General features: G+C 61.7%; 26 protein-coding genes. 8 read left to right on the forward strand and 18 right to left on the reverse strand.

Annotated elements, in window-relative coordinates:
• Window position 1: 1 nt before the first annotated feature.
• The 7 genes from BGN91_RS00125 to BGN91_RS00155 form a co-directional block, all read right to left on the reverse strand.
• Window positions 2–1735: an AMP-binding protein gene (locus tag BGN91_RS00125; RefSeq protein WP_292609929.1), complete on the reverse strand. Its 1734-nt coding sequence runs from the start codon at window positions 1733–1735 to the stop codon at window positions 2–4.
• Window positions 1732–2628: a 3-hydroxyisobutyrate dehydrogenase gene (gene mmsB / locus BGN91_RS00130; protein ID WP_292609931.1), complete on the reverse strand. Its 897-nt coding sequence runs from the start codon at window positions 2626–2628 to the stop codon at window positions 1732–1734. Before mmsB ends, BGN91_RS00125 begins: the two co-directional genes overlap by 4 nt.
• Window positions 2629–2655: 27 nt before the next feature.
• Window positions 2656–3729: an enoyl-CoA hydratase/isomerase family protein gene (locus BGN91_RS00135; protein WP_292609933.1), complete on the reverse strand. Its 1074-nt coding sequence runs from the start codon at window positions 3727–3729 to the stop codon at window positions 2656–2658.
• Entirely contained in the window at window positions 3726–4877 is a 1152-nt protein-coding gene (locus BGN91_RS00140; RefSeq protein ID WP_292609935.1) for an isobutyryl-CoA dehydrogenase, read from the reverse strand. The genes BGN91_RS00135 and BGN91_RS00140 overlap by 4 nt, the downstream gene beginning before the upstream one ends.
• A 13-nt stretch (window positions 4878–4890) precedes the next feature.
• Entirely contained in the window at window positions 4891–6384 is a 1494-nt protein-coding gene (locus tag BGN91_RS00145) for a CoA-acylating methylmalonate-semialdehyde dehydrogenase (RefSeq protein ID WP_292609937.1), read from the reverse strand.
• Between the two features lie 167 nt (window positions 6385–6551).
• Window positions 6552–7721, reverse strand: coding sequence for an acetyl-CoA acetyltransferase (locus BGN91_RS00150; protein WP_292609940.1), 1170 nt, complete (start codon window positions 7719–7721; stop codon window positions 6552–6554).
• A 215-nt stretch (window positions 7722–7936) separates the two neighbouring features.
• Window positions 7937–8539 carry an SET domain-containing protein gene (locus tag BGN91_RS00155; RefSeq protein WP_292609942.1) on the reverse strand — a complete coding sequence of 201 codons (603 nt, stop codon included), beginning with the start codon at window positions 8537–8539 and terminating at the stop codon, window positions 7937–7939.
• Between the two features lie 395 nt (window positions 8540–8934).
• Here BGN91_RS00155 and BGN91_RS00160 point away from each other — a divergent pair, with 395 nt between their 5' ends.
• The 3 genes from BGN91_RS00160 to BGN91_RS00170 all read left to right on the forward strand — a co-directional run bounded on the left by BGN91_RS00160 (window position 8935) and on the right by BGN91_RS00170 (window position 10939).
• Window positions 8935–9873, forward strand: a complete 939-nt coding sequence (locus tag BGN91_RS00160; RefSeq protein WP_292609974.1) for a class I SAM-dependent methyltransferase — start codon at window positions 8935–8937, stop codon at window positions 9871–9873.
• 134 nt (window positions 9874–10007) lie between these two features.
• A complete protein-coding gene (locus BGN91_RS00165) occupies window positions 10008–10478 on the forward strand; it encodes a hypothetical protein (RefSeq protein ID WP_292609943.1) in 471 nt (156 codons plus the stop codon).
• 101 nt (window positions 10479–10579) lie between these two features.
• Entirely contained in the window at window positions 10580–10939 is a 360-nt protein-coding gene (locus tag BGN91_RS00170) for a GFA family protein (protein ID WP_292609945.1), read from the forward strand.
• Here the strand turns inward: BGN91_RS00170 and BGN91_RS00175 are convergent.
• The 5 genes from BGN91_RS00175 to BGN91_RS00195 form a co-directional block, all read right to left on the reverse strand.
• Window positions 10936–11643, reverse strand: a complete 708-nt coding sequence (locus tag BGN91_RS00175) for a glutathione S-transferase (protein ID WP_292609948.1) — start codon at window positions 11641–11643, stop codon at window positions 10936–10938. The two genes, BGN91_RS00170 and BGN91_RS00175, sit on opposite strands and share 4 nt — an antisense overlap.
• Before the next feature lie 121 nt (window positions 11644–11764).
• The gene (locus tag BGN91_RS00180) at window positions 11765–12400 is read right to left on the reverse strand and encodes a lectin (protein WP_292609975.1); all 636 of its coding nucleotides are present in this window, start codon (window positions 12398–12400) and stop codon (window positions 11765–11767) included.
• Between the two features lie 192 nt (window positions 12401–12592).
• Window positions 12593–13534, reverse strand: a complete 942-nt coding sequence (locus tag BGN91_RS00185) for a TIM44-like domain-containing protein (RefSeq protein ID WP_292609950.1) — start codon at window positions 13532–13534, stop codon at window positions 12593–12595.
• 138 nt (window positions 13535–13672) lie between these two features.
• The gene (locus BGN91_RS00190; RefSeq protein WP_292609952.1) at window positions 13673–14017 is read right to left on the reverse strand and encodes a DUF1491 family protein; all 345 of its coding nucleotides are present in this window, start codon (window positions 14015–14017) and stop codon (window positions 13673–13675) included.
• A gap of 265 nt (window positions 14018–14282) precedes the next feature.
• Window positions 14283–14405 (reverse strand): hypothetical protein, encoded by a 123-nt coding sequence (locus BGN91_RS00195; protein WP_292609954.1) that lies wholly within the window; start codon window positions 14403–14405, stop codon window positions 14283–14285.
• Between the two features lie 349 nt (window positions 14406–14754).
• Here BGN91_RS00195 and BGN91_RS00200 point away from each other — a divergent pair, with 349 nt between their 5' ends.
• Entirely contained in the window at window positions 14755–14988 is a 234-nt protein-coding gene (locus tag BGN91_RS00200; RefSeq protein ID WP_292609956.1) for a hypothetical protein, read from the forward strand.
• A 338-nt stretch (window positions 14989–15326) separates the two neighbouring features.
• Here the strand turns inward: BGN91_RS00200 and BGN91_RS00205 are convergent, their stop codons facing one another.
• Together BGN91_RS00205 and BGN91_RS00210 are read right to left on the reverse strand one after the other, a co-directional pair.
• Window positions 15327–15740, reverse strand: coding sequence for a hypothetical protein (locus tag BGN91_RS00205; RefSeq protein ID WP_292609957.1), 414 nt, complete (start codon window positions 15738–15740; stop codon window positions 15327–15329).
• A gap of 38 nt (window positions 15741–15778) precedes the next feature.
• On the reverse strand, window positions 15779–15997 hold the full coding sequence (locus BGN91_RS00210) for a hypothetical protein (RefSeq protein WP_292609958.1): 219 nt from the start codon (window positions 15995–15997) through the stop codon (window positions 15779–15781).
• A 339-nt stretch (window positions 15998–16336) separates the two neighbouring features.
• Here BGN91_RS00210 and purB point away from each other — a divergent pair, with 339 nt between their 5' ends.
• Window positions 16337–17644: an adenylosuccinate lyase gene (gene purB, locus BGN91_RS00215; protein WP_292609959.1), complete on the forward strand. Its 1308-nt coding sequence runs from the start codon at window positions 16337–16339 to the stop codon at window positions 17642–17644.
• Between the two features lie 168 nt (window positions 17645–17812).
• Here purB and BGN91_RS00220 read toward each other — a convergent pair whose 3' ends face one another.
• Window positions 17813–18364, reverse strand: coding sequence for a cytochrome b (locus BGN91_RS00220; RefSeq protein WP_292609960.1), 552 nt, complete (start codon window positions 18362–18364; stop codon window positions 17813–17815).
• Window positions 18365–18612: 248 nt separating this feature from the next.
• On the opposite strand from BGN91_RS00220, the gene BGN91_RS00225 reads away from it, so the two are divergent.
• The 3 genes from BGN91_RS00225 (at window position 18613) to BGN91_RS00235 (ending at window position 20726) form a co-directional block, all read left to right on the forward strand.
• On the forward strand, window positions 18613–19221 hold the full coding sequence (locus tag BGN91_RS00225) for a PilZ domain-containing protein (protein WP_292609961.1): 609 nt from the start codon (window positions 18613–18615) through the stop codon (window positions 19219–19221).
• A 320-nt stretch (window positions 19222–19541) separates the two neighbouring features.
• Complete coding sequence (locus tag BGN91_RS00230) at window positions 19542–20165, forward strand: transglutaminase-like cysteine peptidase (protein ID WP_292609962.1); 624 nt, start codon at window positions 19542–19544, stop codon at window positions 20163–20165.
• Between the two features lie 306 nt (window positions 20166–20471).
• Window positions 20472–20726 carry a hypothetical protein gene (locus BGN91_RS00235; RefSeq protein WP_292609963.1) on the forward strand — a complete coding sequence of 85 codons (255 nt, stop codon included), beginning with the start codon at window positions 20472–20474 and terminating at the stop codon, window positions 20724–20726.
• Between the two features lie 128 nt (window positions 20727–20854).
• Here BGN91_RS00235 and BGN91_RS00240 read toward each other — a convergent pair whose 3' ends face one another.
• From BGN91_RS00240 to BGN91_RS00250, 3 genes are all read right to left on the reverse strand, one after another.
• Window positions 20855–21319, reverse strand: coding sequence for an FKBP-type peptidyl-prolyl cis-trans isomerase (locus BGN91_RS00240; RefSeq protein WP_292609964.1), 465 nt, complete (start codon window positions 21317–21319; stop codon window positions 20855–20857).
• A gap of 151 nt (window positions 21320–21470) precedes the next feature.
• Complete coding sequence (locus BGN91_RS00245; RefSeq protein ID WP_292609965.1) at window positions 21471–21836, reverse strand: hypothetical protein; 366 nt, start codon at window positions 21834–21836, stop codon at window positions 21471–21473.
• A 138-nt stretch (window positions 21837–21974) separates the two neighbouring features.
• The coding region (locus BGN91_RS00250) for a gamma carbonic anhydrase family protein (protein WP_292609966.1) at window positions 21975–22389 on the reverse strand (415 nt) is incomplete at its 5' end.

The following is a 22389-nucleotide window of genomic DNA, read 5'->3' on the forward strand; positions in this document are numbered from 1 at the left end:
TTCAAATCTCCGCAGCTTTCGATTTCAGCGCCTGAAGCTCCGGAAAGTCCTCCTCACAAAATTCCACGCCGCGCAACGCATCGCCGCGATCGTTGTCGTGCTCAAGGCGGCGAAGGTGGACACGGCGAATCTTCCCCGAAATCGTCTTGGGTAATTCGGTGACGAGTTCGAGCTTGCGGATGCGCTTGAACGGCGCCATCCGCTCGACCATGTGCCTGAAGATCGACAGCGCGGTTTCGCGCGATCGCTCCGCGCCGTCGACCAATAGAACGTATGCTTTCGGGATCGCCAGCCTGATCGGATCGGGACTCGGCACCACGGCGGCTTCCGCCACGGCATCGTGTTCGAGCAGGACGCTCTCCAGTTCGAACGGACTGATGCGATAGTCGGACGACTTGAACACGTCATCCGATCGGCCGACGAATGTGAGATAGCCATTGTCATCGACAAACACCACATCGCCGGTGCGATAAAGATCGCCATCGGTGCCGCTCAGTTGTCCCCCCTCGCCCTGATAGCCCTGCATCAGCCCGGCTGGCCGATCCCCGCCAAGCGCCAGCGTCACCTCGCCCTCGGTGGCCGGATTGCCGTCCGCGTCGATCACCTTCACCTTGTAGCCCGGCATCGGCCGCCCCATGGAGCCGACTTTGACCGTCTGCCCCGGAGAATTGCCAGCGAGCGCGGTCGTCTCGGTCTGGCCGTAGCCGTCGCGGATCGTCAGCCCCCATGCAGACTTCACCTGATCGATCACCTCCGGATTGAGCGGTTCGCCCGCGCCGCAGACTTCACGTAGCGCGACCTTGAAGTCCGACAGCTTTTCCTGAATGAACAATCGCCACACCGTCGGCGGCGCGCACAACGTCGTCACGCCGCAACGCCCGATGGTCGCCAGCAGGCTTTTGGCCTCGAAGCGCGGCTGGTTGCAGATGAAGATGGTCGCGCCTGCATTCCACGGCGCGAAGAAGCAGCTCCAGGCATGCTTGGCCCATCCCGGCGAGGAAATGTTCAGGTGAACGTCGCCTGGCTTCAGCCCGATCCAGTACATGGTGGACAGATGGCCCACCGGATAGCTGCGCTGGCTGTGCCGCACCAGCTTCGGCTTCGCCGTGGTGCCGGATGTGAAATACAACAGCATCGGATCGTCGGCATTGGTCGGTGCCTCCGGCTGGTAGGTGTCCGAGAAATCGTTCGTCGTCTCATAGGGCGACCAGCCCGCCTGCGACGCCGACGCGCCGACGACGATGCGGGTCAAGCCCTCGCCACCGAGACTGGCAAATTTCGTAACCTGGTCCTGCGTCGCGACGACTGCTTTCACGTGGCCGCGGTCGAGGCGATCGCGCAACTCGTCCCCTGTCAGCGATGTCGTCGCCGGGATGATCACGACGCCGAGCTTGATGCAGGCCAGCATGGTCTCCCATAGAGGCACGACGTTGCCGAGCAGCAGCAACAGGTGATCGCCGCGCTTCAGTCCCTTCGCCCGCAGGAAATTTGCGACCTGATTGGAGCGCCGTGCCATCGCCTCGAACGTCACTTTGGTTCCGGCGCCGCCGGCGGCCTCCACGATCCATAACGCTGCCCGGTCCCTGCTTGCCGGTTCGGTCGCGAGAACGGCGTCGAACCAGTCCAGCGCCCAGTTGAAAGGCACAGGGTCCGGCCATTTGAAACCGTTGACGGCGGCATCGTAGTCGGTGCGATGCCGCAGCAGGAATTCCCGCGCCTCGGCAAACGTCGTCATCGGACGCCCCTGTTGTCCGCCAGTGCACGAATGTGGCGGATGATGCCGGAGAAATCGACGCCGCCATTGCCGGCTGCTTCGAAGGTCTTGTAGATTTCCTGCGCATGCTGTCCTAGCGGCGTGACGGCACCAACGGAGTTCGCCGCTTCCTGCGCAAGCGTCAGGTCCTTGAGCATCAGCGCCGACGCGAAGCCGGGCTTGTAATCGTTATTGGCCGGCGACGTTGGAACCGGACCCGGCACCGGACAATAGCTCGTCAGCGACCAGCACTGGCCCGACGAGGTCGAAGCGACGTCGAACAACGCCTGATGCGACAGCCCGAGCTTTTCCGCCAGCGCAAAGGCTTCGCCGACCGCGATCATCGAGATGCCCAGGATCATGTTGTTGCAGATCTTGGCCGCCTGTCCCGCGCCGGCATCGCCGCAATGAACGATCTTCTTGCCCATGGCTTCGAGAATCGGCTTCGCCGCCGCAAATGCCTTGTCCTCGCCACCGGCCATGAAAGTCAGCGTCGCGCCCCTGGCGCCGCCGACGCCGCCCGAAACCGGCGCATCGATCGAAAGCAGCGATGCCTTCCCCGCCAACGCGTGGGCCTGCCGCGCGCTGTCGACGTCGATGGTCGAGCAATCGATCATCAGTGCGCCATCGGCGGACGGAACAATATCGGTCCAGACCGACACCACATGCTTGCCGGCCGGCAGCATGGTGATGACGACATTCGCATCCTTCACCGCCCTGCTCGCGCTGTCGGCGACCCTTACGCCGTTCGCCTTGGCCTCATCCATCAACGCCGAAACGAGATCGAAGCCGATCACATCGTGGCCAGCCTTGACGAGATTGGCGGCCATGGGTCCGCCCATGTTGCCGAGACCGATGAACGCAATGGTCGCCATGCTCATCCTCCGATCGAGGTTTCTTCCCTAGTCGAATACGAGTTCGTCCGCGCCGATGTTGGCAAAATACGGCGCGATTATCTCCGGCGTAACCTCCTCGATGCGCGACGGTGACCATTTGGGCTCGCGATCCTTGTCGATGACCGCCGCCCGCACGCCCTCGCGAAAGTCGTCGCTCGCGAACACCGCGAGCGCGGCACGATATTCACGCGCGAGACATTCCTCCAGCGTGGCCGACGCGCGCGCGAGTCGCAACAGCTTGAGCGTCACCACCAGGCCGCGCGGCGATTTCTCGCTCAGCGCCTTGAGCGTCGAGCGTGCAAGCTCGGACCCGTCACGGTGCAGGGCCGCGACGATGTCGTCCATTCGACCATGGGCGAACCATGCATCGATCCGCGGCCGGATCGCCGCAATGGGGCTTGTCGCCTCACCGCTCGCAAAGCCTGCGATCGCGGCTTTTACGCGGGCCGAATCCGCTTGGGCGCCGAGGCCGACCAGTGCCTCGCGAAGCGCGGCAAGCTTTCGCGACGGCACTGCGACATCGGCAAAACCGGCGTAGATGGCGTCCGCCCCGTTCATGGGCTGGCCGGTCAGCCCGAAATACGTTCCGGTTTCGCCCGGCGCGTGCGACAAAAGCCAGGTGCCTCCGACGTCCGGAAAGAAGCCGAGACCGACTTCCGGCATTGAGAGTCTCGTTCTGTCGGTGACGACGCGGTGGCGGCCATGCGCGGACAACCCGACGCCGCCGCCCATCACGATGCCGTCCATGAAGGCGACGTACGGCTTGGGGAATTTCGCGATCCGCGCGTTGAGGAGATATTCCTCGCGCCACAGCACTTTTCCGAGGTTGCTCCCTTCGTTCGCACTTTCCCAGAGCACGCGGACATCGCCGCCCGCACACAGGCCGCGCTCGCCCGCTCCCTCGAGCAGAATCAAACCGACGGCGGGGTCGTTCTCGAACCCGTCCAGCGCCCTGTCGATCCCGCGGAACATCTCCAGCGTGACGGCATTGATCGCCTTCGGGCGGTTGAGGCGAATGATGCCCGCGCCTCCCTCGCGCCGCGTGATCAGATCCGGCTCGTCGCCCGTAAAACCCTTCATCTAGAAACCTTACCCTCGATCAGCTTGCGCGACACGATCAGACGCATGATCTCGTTGGTGCCCTCGAGAATCTGATGCACGCGCAAATCGCGCACGATCTTCTCGATTCCGTATTCACTGAGATAGCCGTAGCCGCCGTGCAATTGCAGCGCCTGATTGGCCACCTCGAAACCGACATCGGTGGCGAAGCGTTTTGCCATCGCGCACAACATGGCGGCGTCAGTATCCCGCCGGTCCAGCGCGGCGGCGGCGCGCCACAGAAACGTCCGCGCCGCTTCCAGCTCGGTGGCCATGTCGGCGACCTTGAATCGCAACGCCTGAAATTCGTCGAGCCGTTTGCCGAACGCCGTGCGCTCTTTCATGTAGGCAAGCGCCTTGTCGAGCGCCGATTGCGCGCCGCCGAGTGAACAGGCGGCGATGTTCAGCCGTCCTCCATCGAGCCCGGCCATCGCGATCTTGAAGCCGATGCCCTCGTCGCCAAGTCGATTGGCGACCGGCACCCGCGCATTCTCGAAGATCACCGCGCGGGTCGGCTGCGCGTTCCATCCCATCTTGCGTTCGTTGGCGCCGAACGAAACGCCCGGCGTGTCGCGTTCGACCACCAGTGTCGAAATGCCGCCCGGCCCGTCGTCGCCGGTACGAACCATGGCGACATAGATATCGCTTTCGCCCGCGCCGGAGATGAACTGCTTCTGCCCGTTGAGCACGTAGTGATCGCCGTTACGCACCGCGCGTGTGCGCAACGCCGCCGCGTCCGAGCCGGTGCCGGGTTCGGTAAGGCAGTAGCTCGCCAGCAGGTCCATGGCGCAGAGTTTCGCCAGCCATTTGCGCCGCTGCTCATCCGATCCATAGGCGTCGATCATCCACGCGGCCATGTTGTGGATCGAGATGAACGACGACACCGTTGGACAGCCCTGCGCCAGCGCCTCGAAGATCAGTGCGGCATCGAAACGGCTCAGCGCTGAGCCGCCAACGTCATCCCTGATATAGATGCCGCCGATACCCAGCGCCGCCGCCTCGCGCATCACATCGATCGGAAAGTGCTTCTCCTCGTCCCACTTCAAGGCGAACGGCGCGATCTTGTCGGCGGCGAAAGCGCGCGCCATGTCGCGAACGGCGACCTGATCTTCGGTGAGCGCGAACTGCATGCGTGGTTGCCGATCACTTGCTGTGGAACGCGAACTGCGCTCCTTCCTTGACGCCGGACGGCCAGCGCGAGGTCACGGTCTTGGTCTTGGTATAAAAGCGTACCGAGTCGGAGCCGTACTGGTTGAGATCGCCAAATCCTGAACGTTTCCAGCCGCCGAAACTGTAATAGGCGACGGGCACCGGGATCGGCACGTTGATGCCGACCATGCCGACCTGGACGCGGGAGGCGAACTCGCGCGCGGCGTCCCCGTCGCGCGTAAAGATCGCGACGCCGTTGCCGTATTCGTGTTCGGACGGCAGCGCCACCGCCTCGTCGAAATTCTTCGCCCGCACCACTGACAGCACCGGCCCGAAGATTTCTTCCTTGTAGATCCGCATCTCCCGGGTGACGTTGTCGAACAGACAGCCACCCATGTAGAAGCCGTTCTCGTAACCCTGCATCTTGAAGCCGCGGCCGTCGACAGCAAGCGTCGCGCCCTCTTTCACCCCGATCTCGACGTAGTTCTTGACGCGCTCGAGCGCCGCCCTGGTGACGAGCGGACCGAAGTCGGCGGACGCATCGGTCGACGGACCGATCTTCAGGTTCTCCACGCGCGGGACGAGCTTTTCCATCAAGCGGTCAGCGGTAGCCCTGCCGACAGGCACCGCGACCGATACCGCCATGCACCGCTCGCCGGCCGCGCCGTAGCCCGCGCCAACCAGCGCATCCACCGACTGATCCATGTCGGCATCCGGCATGATGATCATGTGGTTCTTGGCGCCGCCGAAGCATTGCGAACGTTTGCCGGCCGCTGCCGCCCGCGAATAGATGTAGTGCGCGATCGACGAGGAGCCGACGAAGCCGACCGCCGAGATATCGGGGTCGTCGAGAATGGCGTCGACCGCCTCCTTATCGCCGTTGACGACATTGAGAATGCCCGGCGGCAGACCGGCCTCGAGCATCAGTTCGGCGAGCCGCATCGGCACGCCGGGGTCGCGCTCCGAAGGCTTCAGGATAAAAGCATTGCCGCAGGCGATCGCCGGCGCGAACTTCCACATCGGGATCATCGCCGGAAAATTGAACGGGGTGATGCCGGCGACGACGCCGAGCGGCTGACGCATCGAATAGCTGTCGATGCCGGGACCGGCGTTCTCGGTAAAGCCGCCTTTCATCAGTTCGGGAATGCCGATGGCGTATTCGACAACCTCGACGCCGCGGAAAATATCGCCCTTGGCATCGGGAATGGTCTTGCCGTGCTCGCGCGCGAGCAGCTCGGCCATCGCGTCGTTGTCACGCGCCACCAGTTCGAGAAACTTCATCAGCACGCGGACGCGGCGTTGCGGATTGGTCGCGGCCCAGGCCGGCTGCGCCGCCTTGGCATTCTCCACGGCCTCGCGCACTTCCGCTTTCGACGCCAGCGCCACGGTGGCCTGCACATCGCCGGTCATCGGTTGGTAAACGTCGGCGAACCGCCCGGACCTGCCGCTGACAGTCTTGCCGCCGATAAAGTGTCCGATGGTGCGCATGTTTCCTCCCGGCGGGGTCTGCAAGAGTCCGTCCGTGTATCCTGACCTGTATTTTCAGGTCTTGAAAGAGTTTCCGCGCGCAGCCCATTTGCAAAAAGGCGCACGCTGGAACTGACGGCCTCCCTTCTGCTACGCCTCCGACGAAAGACTCATCATCACCTGCCCGGCTACCTGACCGGCTCAAGAATCGAGACGTAGTTGGCAACAGCCGTGCCGCCCATGTTGAAGATGCCTGCGAGCTTGGCGTCGCTGATCTGCATGTCCTCCGGCGCTTGGCCTACGAGCTGCATCGCGCTCATCACGTGCATGGAGACGCCGGTCGCGCCGATCGGATGGCCCTTGGCCTTGAGGCCGCCGGACGGATTGATCGGCAGCTTGCCGTCCTTAACCGTCCAGCCTTCCTTGATGGCGCGTGCGCCCTGCCCCTTCGGCGCCAGGCCCATGGCTTCGTATTCGATCAGTTCGGCAATGGTGAAGCAATCATGGGTCTCGACGAACGAGAGATCGGACAGCGTCACCCCCGCCGTTGCGAGCGCCCGCTGCCAGGCCACCGTGCAGCCCTCGAAATCGAGGATGTTGCGTTTCGACATCGGCAGGAAATCCTGCGCGTGGCCGGTTGCGCGGATGTTGACCGCCTTTTGCGCGGCTTTCGCCGCGTCTGCATCCATCAGCACCAACGCGGCGGCCCCATCCGACACCGGCGAACAGTCGGTGCGCTTCAGCGGCCCGGCGACGAACGGATTCTTCTCGCTCTCGGAGCGGCAGAAATCGTAGCCGAAATCCTTGCGTATCTGCGCGTAAGGGTTGGCGACGCCATTTTTGTGATTCTTCGCCGCGATCATCGCCAAGGCGTCCGACTGATCGCCGTATCTCTGGAAATAGGCCTGCGCGATCAGGCCGAACACGCCGGCGAAGCCGCCAGGAGTATCGCCGTCCTCGGGCAGGTAGGAGGCGCGCAGCAGGTTGCGGCCGATCTCAGGACCGGGCGTGCGCGTCATCTGCTCGACGCCGACGACCAGCACGATCCTGGCCGCATCCGACGCAATGGCGCGGATACCTTGATGCACAGCCGCCGAGCCGGTGGCGCAGGCATTCTCCACCCGTATCGCCGGCTTGAAGCGAAGTTCCGGATCGGCTTGCAAGACAAGGGAGGCGGTAAAATCCTGAGCCGAGAAGCCGGCATTGAAATGCCCGAGCACGATCTCGTCGACGTCGCGAGCGGCGATATTGGCGTCGGCCAGCGCGTCGCCCGCCACCTTCACCACAAGGCTTTCAACGGTCTCAGCGTCGAGTTTGCCAAACGGCGTATGCGCCCATCCGACAATGCTGGCGGTCATGGTCGTGCTCCCATGCGGCCCTGCGGCCCTTTACACGTCCATATATAGTCTCGCGGAAACACCGGGTTCAGGGGGACCGCGGAATTTTCATCCCCCGCAAGCGGGGTTACACAGGAAACGGCGCGGACGCCACCGTCGGCCAAAGCCACGCCGTCCATCATGAAGCCCGCCGCGATCCGCGATTCACGGGCATTCCCGACCGGACTGGATCAGGATCAACGTGACGACTTGGAACGTTTTTTTGCGATGCCGGTCTTTACAACCGCCGATCCGGCCTTCGCTTTGCTTGCAGCAGGACCCACCGCCTTGTGGCCGTTGAGCTTGCGGCCGCGTGCGGCTCCGGCCCGTTTTTCCGCCCTCGCCCTGAGGCGCTTCTTTTCCTCGCGCGCCGCGGCCCGCAATTTCCTGCGCTTCTTTTCGCAGGCGTCGCACTTGCACCCGATCGGCTTCAGGTACTCCTTGAAATAGTCGGTGCCGTAGTCGTAGTTGATCTCCTCGCCGGGCGCGATGTCCTTGATGGCGCGGATATCGACGCGCCGCTTGATCTTGCTGACATCAGATTCCGCATTCGGTTTGCAGGAGTGGTTGATGTAGCGCGCGATGTTCTTGCGCACCGAGCCGTCGATGGTCCATCTGTTCGTGATCTGGAAGAGATATTTGTTCTCGACCGCGTCGTCCTTCTCCTTGTTGCAGTCGAGCAGCGGGCCGAAATACCGGATGATCTTCGTGCCCTTCTTGATAGGCTTGGTGGCGAAGAGGCCGAGCCCGGTGCGGGAGCGGCCGATTCGATAAGGCTTGTTCGAAGAAATCTCGGGCATGGTCGGCTGGAACTAATGCTCAATAGTAGCTGGGGGGAATCGCAGACAGGCTGTCTGCCATGATTCCGCAGGCGATGTCAGGGGTTTCGCCCCCTCCCATCGAACCTTCCAACATATTTGCGTGAAGTTGCGCGGGCCTGACAGGCTGCTAGCATTGCTCCGGCGCCACTCATTTATCTCGGTTATCGCGCCGCAACACGTCGCTGAAACCGCTTTAAAAGGGCGCTTGCGACGGGAGGCCGCACTCTCATTTCCACGCTCATTGTCCACGCTGCCTCATCGCGCGATCCATCATCACACGCCGGGCGGGTTTATCTTCGCTCCGGTTTCTGCGATAAGGAATTCGCGCTAGACGCGTGAGCGGAAATTTGAACCAGGAAAAGGATGAAGCATTGCTGAAGGCGGAATTCTCACGGATCAATCAAACGAAGGCAGTCTTTGATGACATCTACATCCAGGACGATCCCAGATCGTACTTCTCGGTCCTCGGCGATCTCGATTATATGATCACGGATGTAGCCGAGCCCGTCATCCGCCAGATTTTGTCCGCCAAGGCTTCTGCCACCAATACCAAACCCGTCGTCCTCGACGTCGGCTGCTCGTACGGCATCAACGCCGCCGTGCATCGGTTTCCGCTGACATTCGGGGGCTTGCGCCATCGCTATGCCCGGCGCGAAATAAAGGCGATCAGCTCCGAAGAGTTGATGCGGTTCGATCACAATTTCTATGCGAGCTGGCCCGACCACGGCCTCGCCCGCTTTATCGGCCTCGATGTTTCGGCGCCGGCCGTTCGCTACGCGACGCGCGTCGGGCTTCTCGATCAGGGCCTCGTCGCCGATCTCGAGAAAGAGGCGCTTTCGGCGGAGAACGCGCGCATCGTCCGGCCTGTCGATGTCATCATGTCGACGGGCTGCATCGGTTATGTAACGGACAAAACATTCAGCAAGCTTCTCGACGCAACAGAGAAGAAACCGTGGGTCATTTCCTTCGTGTTGCGAATGTTTCCTTACGACGCGCTCGCGAAAACGTTCGCGCAGCGCGGTCTGGTCACGGAACGGCTGAGCGGCGTGACCTTTGTTCAGCGCCGTTTTCGCGACGCTGAGGAGTTTGAGAACAGCCTGGCAACCCTCGCAGCCGCACAAATCGACCCTTCCGGCCTCGAGTCCGAAGGATTGCTTCATGCCGATCTGATCCTCTCGCGGCCGGAAGACGATGTCCGTGCCGCACCGCTTGAAGACATCGTAACGGTTGCCAGCGGACGGGGCCGACCGATCGCGCCGCGCTATGTTCACGTCGAAAGCAACAACGGTCCGCGGGTGACGCTGGAGCCGTGAGTCATGCCTCTTCCGGCACGACATTGCGAACAGACAGCGGGGGCGTGATAAACGGTTAGAATCGAATCCGAATGCGATTCCGTTCGGCGCACAAAGCCAGCTTGATTGTTTCCGTTTGGAGGTCGATTCCTGAAATGACAAGCATGCGCCCCTGTTTCGCCGCCAGCCTATGTCTTTTCGCCGCTGTGGCCTTCGTCCCCTCGACGGCCCGAGCCGACCGCTGCGACGATCTCGCCGCCCAGCTCAAGGGCCAGATCGACGGCCTGCATGTCGGCAAAACCGCCGCCAATGCGATCTTTCTGTCGCATCCTGCGGCCAAACAATTGATCCTCGGCTGTCCGAACCGAAAGTTCACCAACGAACTGATCGCGGGCGCGGACAGCCGCAAGCCGAAGCCGGAGTTTTACGATCTGGTGGCACAAGCCTCCGCCATCATTTTCACGATCCCGAAGGCGGACACGCTGAAAGGCGTCACCCGCTGCATCAAGCGCATGGGCCTGTTGCACGGCGACGACGTCCGGACGCGCTATCGGCGGCTGAACATGCGTTGCACCCGGACCAGGACAAGCGCCGCCATCGCCGTGTCACGCGGCAACGACGAGTAACGAAACTCCGGTTCCGGGCCGCACTGGAACTGTGCTTGTCAGATTCGGTGTCGGCTCCCGCCGCAGGCTGGTAGACTGATCGCGCTGGGACGGAGAGACAAATGCCCGACGTGAAAACCTATACCGGCGGCTGCCATTGCGGTCAGGTGCGCTTCGAGTGCACGACGGATCTCGCGATGGTGAGCGCGTGCAACTGCTCGATCTGTACCAAGAAAGGTCTGCACTTCACGTTTCTGCCGCCACAGAGCTTTCAGCTCCGGGCCGGCGAAGACAATCTCAAGGAATACCTGTTCAACAAGCGTGCCATCCGGCACCAGCTCTGCGTCGACTGTGGTGTCGATGTGTTCGCGCGCGGCAAGAAGCCGGATGGGACCGAAGTGGTCGCTGTCAATGTGAGCTGCATCGACGGCGTCGAATTGTCCAAGTTCGCATTGACACCGGTCGACGGACGGAGTTTCTAAAGATCGAGCGCCTTGTAACGGCGGAAGATGCCGTCCTCATTAAAGGCAATCCGACGGTCGCTCGCGAGATAGGCTTTGATATGTGGCCTGCGCGAAACGCGATCATGCAAGTCAACGAGCTTGGGGATGTCTCTCTCGAAGTGGTTCATCCGCTTCGGAAAGGCATGGCGCAGGCCCGCGACGATCTGGAACAACGAAAGATCGACGTAGGTCAGCCTGCGGCCGACAACAAAGCTGCCGCCGCGATCCGCAAGTAGCCGCTCGAAGTATCCGAGATATTTCGGCACACGCTCTTTCCAGAATTCATCGGTCCTGCGTTTTGCGGGCGCGCGCTGGTGCTCATAATACAACGTCGGTCCCAGCGGATGATGGGTGTCGTGAATTTCCACCACCAGGTCCATGATGGTGAGCTGCAACTGATGGGTCCAAAGCCGGCCGGCGTCGGCTTTCGGCGCGAGACCATGACGTGAGCCAAGATAAAGCAGGATGTTGGCGGTCTGGCCGATCACCCGCTTGCCGGCTTTCAGGAATGGCGGCGCGAAGGGCGGCGCGCCGCTTTCCACATCCATCATGCGCGTCATCGCAGACATGCCGCGGTCCGTCCGCGCGACATCAGTGTAATCGACACCAGCCTCCTCGAGCGCGAGCCGGACATATTCTCCGCGACCTTGGATGCCGGGCCAGTAGTAGAACTCGTACGTCATGGCATCCTTTTCCGTCGCCCCGCGCATCGCGGGCGGGCGCGACCCTCACTGCGCCAGCCGCTAGCGGGACGGAAGCCGTCGCGCCACGACGCGGTGGCCGATCACGGCAAGACAGCCTGTGTCAATTGACAGCGAAGCAATAAAAAAGCCCGTCGCCGCCGGTGCTTTTGAGATCGTTCTGGCTGCAGCCGCCGTCGGGTCCGCGCGAGGGATGCGCCGCGTTCCAGGATTTGACATTTGGATTGGTGGCGGGGCCATTGATGTCGGAGTGCCCCAGCATGGCGGCGCCCTGCATGCTGCTCGTCCAGTTCTTGCAAGTCCGGTCGTCGGTGCCGGAAAAGGCCGTTCCGTCAGGCTGCGAACCCGTCAGCATGTCGTGACGATTGGGTTTGTCGCCGTAGCCGTTGACGACCTCCCCCTTTTCGGTCAGTGCGGTCTCCTTGTTGATGTTGTTGGTGCCATGCAGCGTAGCAACGTCCTTTGCAATCACGACGCCCTTGGCATTCTGCCACGGTCCCTTGCCGATGCGATCGCGCGCGTTGACGGCCGGTTTGCCGTCGGCCGCCTGGGTCGACAGATAGGCGTGCCATGTCTTCGCGCCTGCGCCCGCAGCCTGCGCCAGCGTCTGGCAATGATTGTCCGCGCCGGCCAGTCCGCCGAGATTGCCGCCGTTGCCGATTCCGACGCTGGTCACGAAGAAGCTCATGTTGGCCGTCTGCGCACCGGCCGGCTGGACCGCCGCCGTCGTCATCAGCATAGCGGTGGCCAGGCCAAGACAAATTCGCGGAAGGATTCTGTCTGTTGCAATCATTGCCTTCTCCGATCGATTTATGGCGTCTGCGCGCTGCGGATAATCCCGCGATAACGCGCAGTCAGGCCCTTCGTTCAACGCAAAAAAGGCGCCACGAAGTTGTCGTGGCGCCTTTTCTTGAAAAGTTACGGCCGCGGATCAGGTCTGCTGGATCGCCGAGAGCTCCCATTTTCCGCCGTTACGGCGTGCGAACGTCCAGACGTCGGTCACCTCCTGCGGCTGATCGCTGCCTTCGACCACGCGGCCGCCGGCGCGCTCGATAGTCTTGTCGACCAGCGAATAACGCAACGCCACCGTGGCGTAGTCGGTATTGCCCTCGCGCCAGGCTTCCGCGAGGTCGCCCTGCAGGAGCTTGACATTGGACACCTTGTTGACGACGCCGCGGGCGTCGTTGGCCCTAAGATCTTCGGTGAAGTACGACACCATTTCCGGGGTCGCCAGCGTGTGCAGGGTGTTGACATCCTCGTTCGACCACGCGGTCTGGATTTCTCCGAGCAGACGCTCGAAGGCCTCATAGTCCGGCGGCGTAATTTCCAATGGCGCGGCGGATGCCACTGAGCCGAAACCCAGGCCACTGCGTGGATTCGCCTGAGCCCCGGGAACGGGGGCCGGCGCCGATCCCGCATAGGCGGGCGCGTTGCGCCGCTGCCACCACGACATCGCAAAGCGGACGACGAGGACGATCAGGCCGATCTGAAGCAACAGCCCGATGATGGACGACAGCCCTCCGAGACCGCCGAACAAGCCACCGCCGAACAGCATGCCGAGCAGGCCCGCGCCCAGGAAGCCGGCTGCAAGGCCACCGAGCATGCCCATGCCCGGCCGATTGAAACCGCCGGTTGCCGCAGTGCCTGCGCCCGGACGGCCGGGTGTCATGGTGCGATCGAACGGACGCGCCGCGTTCGGCGCGGTATTGGTAACCGGCGGCGCGGAGAATGTCCGCGATCCCCGCGAGCCGTAGCTCTTCCCTCCACCGATGCGAGCGTCCGCCGCGGACACGGCAAACATCAACGGAAGCGCCAGCGACAGGACGATGGCAAAAGCCTTCATCACGCCAGATGCCCGCTTGGTCAAATTCATATGGTTGTTCCTCTAAGTCCCCGGCAGGGGGAAGCGTCTGTAACATGGGTAGCCCGGAGGAAAAAAGGAAGGCTTACCGTTTGGCGGCGCTTGCGGCCCACGGTCGCGGAGCCATGCACGGCGAATGCCGTTCGCCGGTCACGCCGGCGCCAGGTCCAGAAAGTGCCGCCCTGCCCGGTCTTCGATTTCAACGATCCAGGCGTCCGGATCGAACCGGACTTCCTTTGCGAGACGCTCTTCCACCGCCTGCTCGGCAACCGGCTCGCTCGACGACGGGACAAAAACCCGCTCGATGGGCCGGCTATCGTCATACACGGCCTGCGGCGCCGGGGCGTACAACATCGCATTGCCGTTCATCAGCGCGATCTTGACGAACACGGCGCCGGCCTCCTCGGCGCCGCGCCGGCGCACCGCGCCGAAGATGCCCTCGCTCTGGCAGCGGCGCAGATAAGCGGAGACCCATATGCTCGATTTCAAACGCATGAGGATGACGATAGGCCGTTCGCGAAAGCAGCGCTAGGCGTGTACTCATAAGCTCGAGCAGCTCTGGGCCTCATTTCGCTATCGCACTCGACCTCTCCGCCAACGTTGCATCAAGTTCTGGCAGCAGAACGATGCCGTCCTGATGCGATGCTCGAGTTTGTCGCCGTAATAGACTGAGCATTCGCCTTCCAAAGGTAAGCAATCGTCTCGATACTGTTGTGGTAATGGACCTTTGCCTTAGCGCCCGGAGGCATCGGCAGCACATTCAAACAGACCTGTTTGCTCCGACAGCCTCCTTCGATGCGCCGGCTCCGTAAGTAAAGCCCTGCTTGCCGACATAGGTCTTGCCGGGCTCAATCACTCTCACCGCATCTGACAATCCTGACATTTGCAATCTCCCAACGAGCCAATCGACCGGATGTATTTATCACAAAATCCGAAACCATTCGCACACGCCGATGAAGCAGCCGGAAGCGTTTGCGAGCCGATCAAATGACCCCTTGGGACCGAGTTGTGTTGAAAAAGTCGAAAATGTCGCGTGGTCAGAACTCGCGCAAAAGCGGGCCGATCGCTAACCAAAAGCGGACACACAGATCATTCGAGCATTTCATGCACGCTTGTCAAAAAACGCAATGGCGACAGCGTCTGTGACGGTCGTCATGGAGCGCTCCGGACCGCAAGGACATGCTGCACCTCGGTTGCGGGATAATCCCGCGCCTAAAAGAGGTGAAACTGAAATGATACATGATACGAACGATAATGCAGCGATACGCGAGCTCTCCATCGAGGAACTCGACTCCGTGGCCGGAGCCAAGTTTAGCTGGGGCGATTTGGTCGGCGCGATGGCGGCGGGAGCCGCGACCGGCGCTGCCGGCGGTGCGGCGGCCACGGGTGGCCCCGGCGCGGTACCCGGAGCCATTGGCGGCGGTCTTCTTGGCGGCATCGGATACTGCATCAAATCGATCTTTTAAGTGTGCTGACTGTCCGAAGCGGAACTCCTGGATCTCGCGGTTCAGGAGTCCCCCGCTTTGGCGGCGAATTGAGTTCACCTAGCGCAAGCCAATGAACGGAGATTACAATGCAAGAACCTCAAGAGTTGACCGATAACGAACTGGATTCCGTATCCGGGGGAAATCGCAGTGATGCCCCGACAGGCGCTTCGGATGCTGCTTCCGATTTCCTGAAGTGGCTTCTGGACCGCCTTCATGTGCCTGCCAAGTCGGGCGGCCCTATTCTGTAGGCCAGTCCTGCTTCGTAACCATGAATGCAATATTCGATGCGAGGTCCTTAAAATAAGGACCTCGCATTTTTATTCATCGTCTGCGATCCGCTTCTCGTCTGCCGTCGGATTGGGCTTGTCAGTGATCACTTGCGGACAACGGAGACAGGCGTTCCGGCCTTCCTGACGAAACCAGCGGCAGGTCGGACGGATCTGGCAAGGTGGCAGGGCGTTGACGACGGACGCCAAACCTTCGACGATTCTTTGGGCGAGCGTGCATGCATTGCCCTCGAAGTGTTTGCACCCGGTCATCGCGCAAGGCGCCGCTATACGAAAGATTTCGGTCGGTTTCGCCGCCCCTGAGAGGGCCAATAGCTCCTCAGAGACTGCCTGCGTCTCGGTCAGGTAACCTATGCGGGGTGCGTCTGCAGTGCCGGTGCGCACACCGTAGACCCGTGCATCTTTGGCGCCCGCCTGAGCACTCGGACAATCGAGGGTTTCCAAGGTCAGGCGGGCCCCTCCTTTTGGTGGAGCGGACGACATCAGGCGGCTTTGATCGACGTGAGGAACGGCGACTTGACAGGTGGGGCAATGACGCCGGTCGTGGCCCCGCCGATGATCGTGCCCAGACCGCCAACGCCCCGCGGCGATCCCGCTACGTTGACGAGACCGCCAACTACCGCCTCGAGCTGATCGGGCGTCAAGGCAATGGGTGCTTCGAGGGCAGGATCGAACGGGTCTTTTGGCCGTCTGGTAGTCATATCGGATAGCGAAAATTTAGGCATAGACATCTCCTTGTGAACTAACCGGCTCTTCAGTCGGCGCGGTCATATTGGAGTGCATTCTTGGGCTAGTCCGTGATGGTGGTCATAGACGAGGTCGTCGTGGCGGCAGGCTTCATTGTCCGGAGTCAATGTCCGGTTGGGGTCATTTGCGGACGCTCTCAGGACCAGTCAGGCCGTGCCTGCTCTAACCCTTTGAAGCGGACAATCTTGGATTATTGGTAGACGTCCTAGTTCGCCTCCGATCCGCACCATTTGTCTCCTTCCGACAGCTCTGCTAAAGCGCGGCATCATCCCTGAAAACCTCAAGGGTCGTCGATGATTCCCCGTTACACTCGCCCGGAAATGGCTTCGATCTGGGAGCCGCAGACCCGTTTCAAGATCTGGTTCGAGATCGAGGCTCACGCGGCGGACGCCCAGGCCGAACTCGGCGTGATCCCGAAGGAGGCGGCGAAGACCATCTGGGCCAAGGCGAGAGACGCCACCTTTAATGTCGAGCGCATCGACGCGATCGAACGAGAGACCAAGCACGACGTCATCGCCTTCCTCACTCACTTGGCCGAGATCGTCGGACCCGAGGCGCGCTTCGTGCATCAGGGCATGACCTCCTCCGACGTGCTCGACACCTGCCTCAACGTGCAGCTCACTCGCGCCGCCGACATCCTGATCACCGATATCGACAAGCTGCTCGCCGCGCTGAAGACCCGTGCTTTCGAGCACAAGATGACGCCGACCATCGGCCGCTCGCACGGCATCCATGCCGAGCCCGTGACCTTCGGTCTCAAGCTCGCTTATGCCTATGCGGAGTTCACGCGCGCCAGGGAACGCCTGACCGCCGCCCGCAAGGAGGTCGCGACCTGCGCGATCTCGGGCGCGGTCGGCACCTTCGCGCAGATCGACCCGCGCGTTGAAGAGCACGTCGCCCAGGCGATGGGATTGAGCCCGGAACCGGTCTCGACGCAGGTGATTCCGCGCGACCGCCACGCGATGTTCTTCGCGACACTCGGCGTCATCGCGTCGTCGATGGAGCGGCTCGCCACAGAAATCCGCCATCTGCAACGCACCGAGGTGCTGGAAGCCGAGGAGTTTTTCTCCGAGGGACAGAAGGGCTCGTCGGCGATGCCGCACAAGCGCAATCCGGTGCTGACCGAGAATATCACCGGGCTCGCCCGCATGGTGCGTGCCTACGTGACGCCGGCGCTGGAGAACGTGGCGCTCTGGCACGAGCGCGACATCTCGCACTCCTCGGCTGAGCGCATGATCGGCCCGGACGCCACGGTCACGCTCGACTTCGCGCTCAACCGGCTCGCAGGCGTGGTCGACAAGCTGCTGGTCTATCCCGCCAACATGCAGAAGAACCTCGATCGCCTCGGCGGGCTGGTGCATTCGCAGCGCGTGCTGATCGCGCTGACGCAGAAAGGCGCGAGCCGTGAGGACGCCTACAGACTGGTCCAACGCAACGCCATGCCGGTATGGCGCGGCGAAGGGGATTTCCAGACGCTTCTGAAGAACGACGCCGACGTGAAGAAGTATCTCACCGACGCGGAGATCGCCGAGCAGTTCGACCTCGGCTATCACTTCAAGCACGTCGACACGATCTTCAGGCGCGTGTTCGGCGAAGCGTGAGTCTGATAGCGGCGGAGACTTTTGGACAAAGGCCCAATACGAAAACCGTCATGCCCACGCTCGTCGCGGGCATTCACGTCTTGAATCCGTGCGTCGCGCCAAAGACGTGGATGGCCGGGACAAGCCCGGCCATGACGACGGATGGGTTAGGGCCAGTCGCCGTCGACGTTATTCGGCTCCGCCTGTCATCATCCGCGCCACCACGCGATCGCGCTTGATGAACCGGTGGTAGAGCGCGGCGAGGAAATGCAACACGACCAGCCCGATCAGCACGTAAGCCAGCCAGATGTGCCAGTGCTCGAAGAAGCGGGCGTTGTCGCGGTTCTCCGATGTGAACTGCGGCACCCGGAACAGCCCGAACCAGTCGGCATAATCCGGTTTGTGGGCGCCGGAATGAGCCCAGCCGAGCAACGCGACGACGATCGTGATCGCATAGAGCGCCCAATGGTTGACGTGCGCCATCGCCCGCTCCCATGCCGGCGTGCCATCCGGCAGCGCCGGCACCGGATTGGCGCCGCGCCAGATCAGGCGGAGCACCATCAAGAGCAGGATGACATAGCCGATGTCGGCATGGATCGAGCGATGGAAGAGCTTGGCCTCCTTCGGCAGGAAGTGGTTGAACCATAATCCATAGGCCAGCATGGCGATGATCGCGATACCGAGGATCCCATGGAAAACGCGGGACAGGGTGCCCCAGGCGGTGGTTGAATTCCGAAGCATGACCGGCTCTTGCCCTCAGAACGGGGGTTACACGTACCCACCAGTTACATTTACGCGCCAGAAGCCACGGCTGGCAGGTTTCAACAAGTCCCGCCGACGCCTCCGGAGATTGTAGTCTTTCTAATTCTGCTCCCGGACGCAGCGGGACGGATTGCAGTCGCGAGTTCCGGATCGCTAACGCCGCGTTAACCCTGACAACCGTAGGGTTTATCGATACCGAACTATAGCCGGTCGACCGCGGAACCATTATGGCGTTGGCGCAAAAAATCTCAAACCTTCCAGTCGAGCGCCGGCGATTCCAGCGGGTCGGGGTGCACCTGCTGGGTCGCTATATGCTGCCGGACCGGCGCGAATACCCTTGCCAGGTCATCAATATGTCTCCTGGCGGGCTGGCCATGCTGGCGCCCGGCATCGGCAACGTCGGCGACCGGATCGTTGCCTATCTCGACCACATCGGCCGCGTCGAGGGTAAAATCACCCGGATTATCGACAGCGGCTTCGCCATGAGCGTCAGCGCGACGCCGCGCAAGCGCGACAAGCTGGCGGCGCAACTCACTTGGCTCGCCAATCGCGATATTCTCAATCTTCCCGAAGACCGCCGCCACGAACGCATCGTGCCGCGCAACCCGACCGCGATCCTCACATTGGAGGACGGCACCCGGATGACGTGCCGGATCATCGATCTATCCATGTCGGGCGCCGCTATCTCCGCGGAAAGACGTCCGCCGCTGCAGTCCCGGGTTGCGCTCGGCAAGGTGCTTGCCCGCGTCGTCCGAAATCTCGAAGAAGGCTTCGCGCTCGAGTTCGTTCACGAGCAGCATCCCGAGACTCTCGAAGATAACGTCACCGCCCGGTAAACGGCGGCCCTCGCAAACTCCCGCCTGCGCCAGTCCTTCCGGCGGCCGCCGCCGAGCCGGGGCTTGCGCTTGCACCGCGATTTTTCGGTTAACGCCAGGCGCGTTCAACCGCAGAAACTCCGATTCCAGCGGGCTTCAAATGCTAATATCTAAAATTTGAATCAAAGGAAGTCCGTTAAAATTTTAATCGAATTCGATTCAAGTACAGGTTCAATTTTCGGCGAACTTTACTTGCATTTGACGCAAATACACTTCGACTACTTAGCGGCGATGCAAATCCTTTGTGCGAAATGTGGTCCCAACAAGAAACGGGGGCCACAATGGTCAACAGGGGACAGGGAATTGGACTGGCAGTTGCTGCCGCCATCCTGTGGGGGCTAGCGACACCGGCGGCGGCCGGAGAAGCCCAGCAGCAGCTCTATGCAAGTCTCGGCGACATCACGCGGGCGCCGATCGGCTGGGTCGAATTCTGCAACGACAGTCCGAAGGAATGCGGCGGTGGCGCAACACAACCGCGGGACATCGTGATGACGCCTGACACCTGGCGCGATCTGCTGAAGGTCAACCGCTGGGTCAACGAAACCATCAAGCCGATGACGGACAAGGAGCACTGGGGCGTCGTCGAAAAGTGGTCGCTGCCGACAGACGGCTACGGCGATTGCGAGGATTACGTCCTGCTGAAGCGCAAGATGCTGATCGACGCGGGCTGGCCACGCGAGGCGTTGCTGGTCACGGTGGTCCGCGACAAGCAGGGTGACGGTCATGCCGTCCTGACCGTCAAGACCGACAAAGGCGAGTTCATTCTGGACAATCAGAACGAGGACGTCGTCGCCTGGACCCAGACCGGCTACCGCTTCATGAAACGGCAGTCCCAGAGCGACCCAAATGTGTGGGTTGCGCTCGACGACAACCACCCGGCTGTTGCGACGGCCAGCTCTCGATAACCAGGAGAATACGAGACCCGCGACCGGTCATACCCCTCCCCGTCCCAGACCGGTTCGCGCGCGGCCAGCCTTCCCCCAAGAGGCTGGCCGCACCCTTTTGTGGTTGCGTTTTGAAGGAAACGCGATGATCGGTCGGGCATAGGGCGCAACTGCCGGTCGCACCTTCGGGACATGGCCAACAACAATGGCCAACAACAATAGTCGTGGCATGAGGCGCGCAGCTTGTGGCAAAGAATTAGAATAAAAACGTGACAGACTATGGTAGTCAGCAGCCGGACGCCCGACCCCGCGCAGGATGGATATCAGATGAGCGATGATGAGAAGACGGCCGATACGGAAGATAAGACGATTGTCGAACAAGGCCCTTCCATCGGCGAATACCGCCGGGAGTCCATTCCGGAATATATCGTCGATTCGAACGGAGATCGGTTTGAATTTGATCGCATAGCTCTCGAGGGCGGCGATGGCGGCCTCGAACCGTCGCAGCTCGAAAAGAATGAATGTCTCATTTCGCCCGGTTTGATCTATCGGAAGTCAGGGGGCGGTCAAGCTTCGAACTGACGTCGTTCGATTGCGCTTCACAGACTCAACGAGCAGCCGGCAAGGTTTGACGCAGACCAGCCGGAAACTCGCGCGATCCGCGTTCGCTGAGCGTGACATGCTGCAGCGAACGAGGATGGACAGCCGTCTCAGCCTCTCAGACCGAGCAATTCGACGTCGAAGATCAGTGTGGCATTAGGCGGAATGACGCCGCCGGCGCCGCGCATGCCGTAACCGAGTTCAGGCGGAATAATGAGCGTGCGTTTGCCGCCGACCTTCATGGTCGCGATGCCTTCATCCCAGCCTGCGATCACTCGGCGCTTGCCGATCGGAAACTCGAAGGGCTCGTTGCGGTCGACCGAACTGTCGAACTTATTGCCCTTCTCCCCGTTCACATAGAGCCAGCCGGTATAATGCATGATGCAGATCTGGCCCGGCTTCGGCGACGGACCCTCCCCCACCTTGGTATCCGTGATCTGCAAACCCGATGCTGTGGTCATGGTTTTCTCCGCGGTCTGGGCCTGTGCTGCGACCGGAGCATGTATCAGGACGATGCCGCCCGACGCAATCGCAAGCGCAAACGTCAAAACGCCAGCACATCGAAACGTCCGCATCGCCGCATTCTCCAGCCTGCATCCGGCGCACTTGTCTAACCCAAGCACCGGATGCGGCCAAGGCTTTCTGCGGAGGCTTCTGCGGAAATAACCATGCCCGGCGCGCGATCTGGCGCGCGCCAGCTCAATCCCAATCGTTGAGACGTCGCGATCAGCCGCAGACTTCGACCCGGCGCCAGCGCCATCCATGGCGGGTGTGGACCCGGCGGCGGGTCAGATAGCAACCGTCATCATAGTAGCTGCTGTAACCGTAGGGATAGCCGTAATAGCCATACGGATAACCCCAGCCATAATAGGCATAGGGCGCCGCAAAACCGAGCCCGAGACCCCAGCCCAAGCCGCGGCCATAAAATCCGTGGTGACCAAAACCGCCACCATGGAAGCCACCATGAAAACCGCCGCCGTGAAAGCCACCGCCATGAAAACCGCCAAATCCGCCACGCGCGGAGGCGGCCGTGGGCGCGACGAGTCCTAATGCGAGAGCCGCCAGCAATGCGATCATCGTTTTGCGCAACATCATCAAACTCCGTCCAGCTTCCCTTTTCGTCCTACCGATGACATACGCCGCCTGCGCCTGATTGTTTCTGCCGATGACACTCGTTTGCTGGAATTTTGGCTCAATTCTCCGCGATCCGTGCAAGGTTTCGCCGGAATCTCAACCGATCCGCTTCAGGCCCTGTTTGAAACGCAGCCCGTTCGCGGCATAAAATTTCGCGCCCTCTCCCATTACCTCGACCTCCGCCGGCTTCAGCGTGCGGATCGCACGCGCGGGCGCGCCGACGATTAGGGAATATTCCGGGAATTGCTTGCCTTCGGTGATGAGCGCGCCGGCGCCGACAATGCAGTGACGACCGACCCGAGCGCCGTTCATGACGATCGAGCCCATGCCGATCAGCGCGCCATCTGCGATGGTGCAGCCGTGCAGGATAACGTTATGGCCGATCGTACAGTTGGCGCCGATCGTCAGCGGAAAACCTTCATCGGTATGGCAGGTACTGCTGTCCTGGACGTTGGACCCCTCGCCGACCTCGATCCACTCGTTGTCACCGCGCAGCACCGCTCCGAACCAG

The sequence above is a fragment of the Nitrobacter sp. 62-13 genome (assembly GCF_001896955.1).
Classification (GTDB): domain Bacteria; phylum Pseudomonadota; class Alphaproteobacteria; order Rhizobiales; family Xanthobacteraceae; genus Nitrobacter.